This window comes from Barnesiella sp. CU968, from assembly GCF_905219685.1.
Classification (GTDB): domain Bacteria; phylum Bacteroidota; class Bacteroidia; order Bacteroidales; family Muribaculaceae; genus Lepagella; species Lepagella muris_A.
Window position 1 is genome coordinate 1 of the sequence record NZ_CAJMXD010000505.1, and the last position, 1,761, is coordinate 1,761.

The window sequence follows — 1,761 nt, forward strand, 5'->3', positions numbered from 1 at the left end:
ATTAAAATTACAGGTGTTTTGAATGACGTTTTTCGGAACATCAAACTGAACACCCTAATTAGTTAACGATTATTGATTATCATGATTGACAAACAGAGAGGGTATCTTCCGTCAAACAATATGAGGGAGCTTATCCGCGACAACAATCTTATCCTCATGGCTATAAGCCGATTTGACATAGCTTTCGGATTTGGAGACAACCCTGTGTCTGAAATCTGCAAGGAGAACAACGTTGATACAGATACATTTCTTGCCGTATGCAACCTTCTCAGCGGATACCGGTATTCTGTCGACACATTGTCACTGAGGTCAATCATGGGTTATCTGAGAAGAACGCATTCTGCATTTCTTGATGTCACGCTTCCCAAGATACGCCAGCGTCTGTTTGAGGCAATAAACTATTCGGACAGTAATGATGTGTCTTTGTTGCTGATTAAATTTTTCGATGATTATGTTGTTGAAGTAAAACGACATATGGATTATGAGAATGATGTGATATTCAAGTATGTCGAGAATCTCCTCAAAGGTGACGTTGATGAAAAATTCTGTATTGATGACTTCTCAGGAAATCACAGTCATACTGTAACAAAGCTGAATGAGCTTAAAGATATTTTCATATATCATTACAAACAGAAAGAAAACACCCGCCTCAGTGCCGCCCTTTATGATATCATTACTTGCGAAAAAGACATGATGTCGCACTTTGAAGTGGAAAAAAGTCTTTTTGTTCCTGCTGTTGAGCGTCTTGAACGCAATCTGAGACTGCGCAGAAACGAAACTGAAAAGAGGGATGACACCGGCAAAGAGACTGTAACTCCTGAATATGCGCTTGGAGACAGGGAAAAAGATATAATACGGTGTGTCGCCAAAGGGAAATCCAATAAAGAGATCGCCGAGGAGCTGTTCATCTCTGTACACACAGTAGCGACACACCGCAGAAACATATCATCAAAACTTGGAATCCATTCTGCGGCAGGACTCACTATTTTTGCATTGATCAACAATCTTGTGGATCTGAATGAAGTGAATCCACATCAATAGAATCCTGAAGATTTCCAACTATTTCATCGTCAGACAGCTCGTAATTGCGCAAATCACCTGAAAAGTATTTGTCATATGAACCCATGTCGATCAGACCATGTCCCGACAGGTTGAACAGAATAACCTTTTCCTCTCCGGTCTCAATGCATTTTTTTGCTTCACTTATTGTAGCGGCAATCGCGTGGCATGACTCTGGTGCCGGGATGATATCTTCTGTCTGTGCGAACATAATTCCGGCATCAAACGATTCCAATTGAGAAATATCCATGGCTTCCATAAAACCGTCTTTAAGCAACTGTGACACTATCACGCCCGCTCCGTGGTAACGTAACCCTCCGGCATGAATGTTTGCCGGACGAAATTTATGACCGAGCGTGAACATGGGAAGCAGGGGAGTGTAGCCGGCTTCATCTCCGAAATCATATCGGAATTTGCCTTTCGTCAGCTTTGGACAGGAGGCAGGTTCCGCCGCGATGAACCTTGTTTTCTTATCGCTGCAGAGTAACGTGGCTTAAAACAGAGCCAAGTGTGTATTTGCAGTTAGGTGTTGTGCGTGCGAGCTCTATAGCCTCCGAGATTGCCGTTCCCAAAGAGCCTTGATGATTCGGAGTCCTGGTAAGTATGTCTTTGCCGGCACGCGTCGACATTACATTCTTGCGGCATAAGACAATGATGCTCCCCATTGCCCCGCTCCGGTCTCGGTCGTGATATTTGTTACAC

The 1,761-nt window shown here is 43.4% G+C and carries 1 protein-coding gene and 1 pseudogene; one reads left to right on the forward strand and one right to left on the reverse strand.

Annotated elements, in window-relative coordinates; genetic code table 11:
• Nucleotides 1-81: 81 nt before the first annotated feature.
• Complete coding sequence (locus tag JX312_RS13150; RefSeq protein WP_204458376.1) at nucleotides 82-1,041, forward strand: LuxR C-terminal-related transcriptional regulator; 960 nt, start codon at nucleotides 82-84, stop codon at nucleotides 1,039-1,041.
• Here JX312_RS13150 and JX312_RS13155 read toward each other — a convergent pair.
• Nucleotides 998-1,761: pseudogene (locus JX312_RS13155) on the reverse strand (TrpB-like pyridoxal-phosphate dependent enzyme); the annotation flags it as partial. The gene JX312_RS13150 and the pseudogene JX312_RS13155 sit on opposite strands and share 44 nt — an antisense overlap.

Bases quoted from the DNA above. Each gene is read 5' to 3' on its own strand.
- JX312_RS13150 (WP_204458376.1), top strand. From the start codon at position 82: ATGATTGACAAACAGAGAGGGTATCTTCCGTCAAACAATATGAGGGAG.